This window comes from Desulfonatronum thiosulfatophilum (assembly GCF_900104215.1).
GTDB classification, from domain to species: domain Bacteria; phylum Desulfobacterota; class Desulfovibrionia; order Desulfovibrionales; family Desulfonatronaceae; genus Desulfonatronum; species Desulfonatronum thiosulfatophilum.
On the sequence record NZ_FMXO01000027.1, the window covers coordinates 1 to 6,920 of the forward strand.

Here is a 6,920-nt window from a genome sequence, read left to right on the forward strand (position 1 = left end):
TCCGAAGAAAAGCGATAGCCCCTATCAACGACGGATCGCCCGTGAGCGTTTTCGCCGTAGAGCAGGAATAGAGCCGATAATTGGTCACCTGAAACAGGATCATCGCTTGTCCCGAAACTACCTGAAAGGGGTTCTCGGCGACGCGATCAACCTGTTCATGGCTGCCGCGGCATTCAATTTCAGGAAGTGGATTCGGAAGTTCGAACACTTTTTTGCCCTTTTTACGCTTTGGCTGTTTTTCGGCACCACAACCCGTCAGCCTTCTATGATGATCCTGTAACGAAAATATCGGATTTTTCAGGCTCGACTAACTATCAGCACATTTGATAGCATGCATGAAGTGGTCCGGCTTGTCTCGATTTTTCGGCATTGCCTGTCTGACTGAGTCAGGATTCGTTCATCGAACCATTGCCGGACGCTTGAAGCGCCAAGTGATGTTTATTCACGATGGTTCGATGCTACGAAGCCGACGAAGGAGTTGCGAGGCCGAAAAATCGAGACAAGCCGGACCGCTGGTGAGTAGTTGCTTTTTTTGAAACAAAGATATTGTGATGACGGTTATGGAGATATTTCCCCGTTTGCTCGTTGCCCCGCCGGATGACTCGGCATGGCAGGATCCCCAGGCTGCCGCGCGGCGTCTTCAGGGCGAGGTGGCGCATCAGGCTTTGGCTTTTCTGGAGCCAGGCGAAACCGACGAGGCCGGGATTTTCCGGCGACTGCGCCAGGCTCGGACCCTGCTTGGCGTGCACCCCGAGCAGGTGGATGTTCAGCCGCTGGTTGCCGTAATCCGCCGTACCTTGGTACATCCGTTGATTGCCTCGCTGTTCGCCGCGGATGCTTGGGCTCTGCCCGAACAGGAGATCGTCATTCCGGGTAAGAGCGCGGCCGAGCCGCATTCCCTGGTTCGCGTCGACCGACTGGTCGTGCTCCCGGACGGCTCCCTCTGGGTGCTGGATTTCAAGCTTGGGCTCGGGGATTCGGCCGGGGATCAGGCCCAGGTCCGGAACTATCAGCGGCTGCTGGCCAACATGTTCCATCGCCCGTGCCAAGGCGCCATTGCCTATCTGGAGACGGCGGACGTCACCGTTCTCAATCCTCAGGTTCCTGGTACAACAGACGGATCTTCCCAGAAAAAATCTCCCTTGCCGGGCCTTTCGGCCCAAGATCATAATTCAGAAAACATCCCGGAACCCATCACCCCGATCCGCGTCTTTCCGCTGCAGGCGGATCTGATCGCCCTGCTCCATGATGCGATTCTGGAGAGGACCAAACCCGATCACCAACTGGGAATGACCGACATCCAGGTCATCTTTCCCCACCGTCGCCCCGGGATCTTCCTCCACCAGCGCCTGGCCCGCTCCATCGGCGTTCCTTTCCTGCCGCCGCGCTGCCTGAGCCTGGAAGACTGGATTCTCCGTCAGGCCTGCCTTGCGTCAGATGATCCCCCGGCTCCGGCTTCGCTCCTGGATCAAGCCTGGCTCCTGCACACGATCCACCAAATGCCCGGATTCGAGCATTTTGCGGCCGGCAAAGAGGAAGACGCGACCTGGCATCGGTTCCTGCCCTGGGGAGTGCGTCTGGCCAAGGTCCTGGATGAACTGGACCGGGAGCTGGTCACCGCTGAAAATGTCAGCCACCCGCCGGATGATTTGCCCTCCCTGGCCGCGGATCTGCTGGCCAATCTCGGCGATGTGCAGACGCAGTTCCATGCCGGGCTCGCCGAGCGCAACCTGACCACCTCGGCCAATCTGGCCTCGCAAATTGATCTCGACGCCTGCGAAACATCAGGACCGACGTATCTATGTGGGCTCTTTGCACTGACCCGCTCCGAGGCGGCACTGATCCAGGCCCTGCGCCAAAACGGCGCCCAACTCTGGTGGCAGACGGACCGTCCGCTGCCCGAACCGTTGCAACGCTGGGCCGGGGAATGGCGAGCTGAACTGGAATGGGTTTTCCAGGATGACGCCGTTCCCGACTTGGGGACAAAGTCCACCCGGGCTTCAATGCCGAAGCCCCCAGCATTCATCCTGGCCCACGACCTGCATTCCGAACTCCGCCATCTTGCCGATGAGGCCGCGACCTGGAACGCTGAGGAGCATGTGGCCGTCATCCTGCCGGATCCGGCGCAGCTTCGCCCTCTGCTGGCCCATCTGCCTTCGAACAAAAACGTGAACATCACTCTGGGTCTGCCCCTGGAGCGCACGGCCCTGGGCACGTTGCTGCACACCCTGGTGCGCATCAGCCGGGACAGGCAGCTCACCGGCGTCGGCCCCGGGAGCCGGGATTATCTTGACTTGTGGCAGAATCCCTGGGTGCGCGGCATCCTGCCGGAAGGCGCCCTGGGCTTGGTTCGCCAGGCTGTCCGCAACCGGGTCAAGCCGTATCTGGATACCGACGACATGGCTTTCGTGTTGCGGCAATGTTCCATTCAGGCCGAAGTCATGGGGGAGACCACGGCGGTCGATCTCTGCAAGCTGTTTCAGGAAGCGATGAATTTATCGAGTTTGCGGGAACTGGGCGGCTACCTGCAACGGTTGCTGACCCTGCTCCACGCCCACGACAAAGCGCCCTCGTCCCGGGAAATGCCCCTGGAGATGCACGTCGTGCATGCCCTGCATATGCGAATCCTGCCGACCCTCGATCTGGCCCTGAGCCGGGACCAGCTTCTGCCTGCCGCGGCCCTCTGGAGCGTATTCTGGAATATTTTGAGTCTGGAACGAGTGCCGTTCAGCGGCGAGCCGGTGACGCCCTGGCAGGTCATGGGGTTGTTGGAAAGTCGGCTGATGTGCTTCGACCGGGTCGTCATTCTGGAATGCGTGGAAGGCGTGCTGCCCAGAGCAGGCGCGCCCAACCCGCTCCTGCCCGAGGCGCTGCGCCCTGCCCTGGGTCTGCCGCCGGGCCATGCCGACGAACAGATCATCCGCTATCATCTGCGGCGACTGATGGCCTCGGCCGGCGAAGTCCGCATCTACAGCCGTCAGGGCATGTCCCCGAACCTGCTGGAAGGCAAGACGATTCCCAGCCGGTACTGGGAACAGGAACTCTGGAACCTGGAAAAAGAGCATAAATGTCTGCTCCAGAATACCATCCAACGGGTTCCCCTGGACCTGGACCTGCAGCGCGTCACGGCCGCATTGCCCGAGAAATCCTCATTTCTTTCCCGGCTGCACCAGCGCCTGAACAAGGGGCTTTCTCTCTCCGCGCTGAACATTTATCTGAGCTGTCCGCTTCGTTTCTTCAAGGAACAGGTTGCCAATTTTCCGCCCCGCCACGACCCACGTCAGGATCCCGCGGCCATGATCATGGGCGATGCGGCCCACCGGATTCTGGAGCAACTCTTACGACCGTATTGCAACTCCAGAGTCACTCCACGTAATTTGATTCCGGATTTCGAAATAATCTGGGACGAGGTCATGCCCGAACTGCTGCGGGATGTCCCGCTTTCGCCGGCAGCACGTTTTTTCCAGGTTCGTCTGTTGCGGGAATTGCTGTTGAACTATCTGAACAAGTCGGACCGGGCCGTGCATCTGCTGGCAATCGAAGAAGCAGTAGAGCGACACCTGCCGGGCCAAGCCGCGATGATTCGCCTGAACGGTCGTTTGGACCGGGTCGACCAGGACGAGGCCACCGCGCTGCCGCTTATTCTGGACTACAAGACCGGCAGCGCGCCTCAAAAAAGCCCGCACAAAATACAGCGGCTCATTGCCCTGGCCGAGGAGCTTGAACTGCTTCCCCCGGATCAGGAATCCACCAGCCAGGCGGGGTTGATTCGGATCAAGGAAGAAATGCAGTCCATTCAGCTTCCGGGATATCTCTATCTGTACAATCGCCCGGCGACATGCGGGTATCTGTATATTGGGGAGTGGAATTCCAGAAATATCTTTGCTCCGTTCAACCAGCAGGGCAAAAAGAACGTAGTCGAACAAAATCTTCAAATTTTTCTGCACTGGCAGGAAACCAGTCTGCCTGGGATTCTAGAATGGCTTGGCCGACACATCCTGGAAGCTCCCTTCTTCCATCCCGCCTGCCAACCCCTATCCTGCGCCTATTGCCCCTGGCGGACCACCTGCCTATGGGCCATGGAAGAATGAATCATATATCGCAGATTTCGCAGACTACAGAGATGATTTGCAAGTTACAAAAAAATAATCTGCGTAATCTGCGGTTAATTCTTATCCTCAGACGCTAGCAACCAAAAAGCCCGACTGAAGCGAGATCGCTCCAGCCGGGCCTTCATTTCTCCGATTCGGATTTCCTACCGGTTGCGCAACGTGTTGCGGATGTGCATCTGGGCGACGGCCGTGTCTTCGCACTGGGAATACCAGTACGTGCCGGTATCCACGTTGGATTCCGAGATGGCCCTCATCACCGGCCTGACGTGCGGCAGGGTCTGGCCCCAGGGCAGCACCACGTAGGCCATTATCCACACCATAACCAGCCCCACGACCAGGCCGAGCCAGCCGCGCAGGTTTCCACCGTGCTTGCGCCCCGTGCGATTATTCGTGTTCGTCGCCTGCATGTTTTTTATCCTTGGCATTTCCTCGCGGAGGTTATCCCATCATCAGGCTTTCGGTAACGTGCGGGAAGACCACGAAGTACATCAGATAGGCCACGACCAGGGTCAGCACCAGGTTCAGGCTCTGCCCGCAGACGTACAGAATGACCGGCTTGCCGCCCTTGAAGTGGTGGGCCATTTCCCGGAAGTTTGAAGACAGGCCGATGCTAGCGAAGGCCAGGATGAAGAACCATTCGCGGATCGGACGGGTGAAGCCGCGCAGCACGCCTTGATCGATCATCACATCTCCGGCCGTGCCCATGCTGATCAGAATCCAGGAAAAAATGATCGAAGCGGCGATGAAGCCCAGCACGAACTTCGGAAAGCGGTACCAGATCTCCATCTTGCTGACGCTCTGGCCGGGCACGCAGTCCACCCGGGCGCACCAGTACACGGCCACGCCGAAGGCGATCACGCCGATGAGAATGTTCTGGATCATCTTAACCGTGGCGGCCACGAACATTCCCACTTCACCAAGGAACGCGCCGGCGGCCACAACCGCGCCGGTGGAGTCGATGGTTCCCCCAATCCAGGCTCCGCCCAGGACCGGGTGCATTCCTACGGAAACGATGAAGGTGGGCAGGGCGATCATCATGATCGCGGTGAAGAGCATGGACATGCCAACGGCAATGGTCAATTCCTCTTTCTTTGCCCGGCAGGCCGCCGCCGTGGCGATGGCCGCGGAGACGCCGCAAACGGACATGTCCGCGGAAACCGTGATGTTCAGAGTCTTGGACTCCATTTTCAGGACCCGCTGCCCGAAGATGTAGGTCAGGATAAGTACCGTCGGAGTGACGACCCAAGCGACGACCACGCCGGCCTGACCGATGAGCAGGATCTTGCTGAACAGGATTTCCGCGCCCAGCAGCACCAGACCGGTCTTGATGTAGTACTCGGTCTGCAAGGCCGGTTTGAGAAAGTTCGGCACGCCCACGGTGTTGCTGATCAGCATGCCCCCGAGGATTGCCCAGATCAGGCCGCCAAACCCGTACTCGCGCATGGTGGTCTGATTACCGATCATCTCCGCCACCACGGCAAGGAGAAAAACAAACCAGAAGCCTTTCATGAGGTTGGCCGCGCCGATATCCATGAATCGGGCGCCGAAGGCGAAAAAGAGCGCGAAAATGACCATGATTCCCACCATGTAGGGAATCTTGTTGTAGGCCTGGACCGTGGCTCTGGCCCGCAGGCTGCCCCGCTCCTTCTCCCGGGCCTGACGCCACTCGCGGATGCCCGTCTCGGCCTGCTCATTGAGCTGTTCGTTGCGGAATCCTTCGTCCGCGGCCAGTTCCTGTGCTGCCCTGGCCCGCTCCATGGCGGCCTTGGTCGCCTCCTGGGCCTCCCGGTAGGCCGGTTCGGCCCTGGCCCGCCGTTCCGCCGCCGCGCTCTCGCTCAGGTAGAAGGCCTCCAGAGGGTTGTTGGACCAGCGGCCCGGCATTTCCAGCCACTTGGCGATGGATTTGGCATACGGCTCGTTGCGCGCTCGCAAGCCGGACATGGCGTCATTGGCTGCATGCCATTCAATGGTATGGAACGGCGCCCGGGCATCCTCGACGGCCATGGTCGCCTCGGCCTTGGCCAGCTTCTCATTCATATCCGCGGGCGGCCGGGGCAGAAAAATGAGCAGACCGACGGCCAGGATGATGAAGCCCAGCCAGATGGCCCACCAGTCTTCCTTCTTCCATAATTCGGACCATTCCCATTTTCCGCGATCAACTACAATATCAGACTGTTGTGCATTGTCTGCCATGCTGGTTCCTCCTTTTGAAACCAACTTTGACGGTGAATGGATCTGTTTTGAACACCAAGGGCGAGGATGAGCTCGCACCCGAGTCTCGTTCACATCCGGGACCATCCCGGCCATCACCGCAAAGCAAAGAGCAGGCCATGCGCGTTATAAAAATATCAATCATTAATTCAATAAGATATTGAGGGGTGCATTCTAAAAAGCCAACCTCGGTTACTGCAATCTTGAGTTGGCAATGCAAATGGCCATTTGCATTGCCAACTGAGAAATTTACCGTGTAGAGTAGAGCGCTAATTCCTTCGTCACTCAGGACTTTTACCGAACGCCTCGTCGCACGCGACTACTACGTGTCTACTGATATGCATTCCGGACATCAGCGCCCCCTCGTCGAACCGTACGTGCGGTTTTCCCGCATACGGCTCTCCGATGATCTTTCAGCCACAGGCATTCACAAGGAGTTGACGGCTTTTGTATCTCTTACGCAGGTAGACCAACCCCAGGCCTTGCAAGGCCGCATACAGCGAACCTTCACCCAGACGTCGGCTGCGCCGTTGGCTCCTGGTCGTCAGAAAACGACCAAACCGCTGCTGCACGTACCAATCCAACGCGCCAAAGGCT

At 58.7% G+C, this 6,920-nt stretch carries 5 protein-coding genes; 2 read left to right on the plus strand and 3 right to left on the minus strand.

What is annotated here, in order from left to right; translation table 11 throughout:
* The coding region (locus BLP93_RS16845; protein ID WP_244148779.1) for a transposase at positions 1-280 on the plus strand (280 nt) is incomplete at its 5' end.
* A 280-nt stretch (positions 281-560) separates the two neighbouring features.
* Positions 561-4,091 (plus strand): PD-(D/E)XK nuclease family protein, encoded by a 3,531-nt coding sequence (locus BLP93_RS16335; RefSeq protein ID WP_161946381.1) that lies wholly within the window; start codon positions 561-563, stop codon positions 4,089-4,091.
* A 164-nt stretch (positions 4,092-4,255) separates the two neighbouring features.
* Here BLP93_RS16335 and BLP93_RS16340 read toward each other — a convergent pair whose 3' ends face one another.
* The 3 genes from BLP93_RS16340 to BLP93_RS17305 form a co-directional block, all read right to left on the minus strand.
* Entirely contained in the window at positions 4,256-4,537 is a 282-nt protein-coding gene (locus BLP93_RS16340; RefSeq protein ID WP_244148796.1) for a hypothetical protein, read from the minus strand.
* A 13-nt stretch (positions 4,538-4,550) separates the two neighbouring features.
* Entirely contained in the window at positions 4,551-6,305 is a 1,755-nt protein-coding gene (locus tag BLP93_RS16345; RefSeq protein WP_092123979.1) for a putative sulfate exporter family transporter, read from the minus strand.
* Between the two features lie 431 nt (positions 6,306-6,736).
* Positions 6,737-6,920, minus strand: a 184-nt coding sequence (locus BLP93_RS17305; protein ID WP_208596665.1) for a hypothetical protein, incomplete at its 5' end; no start/stop codon positions are given.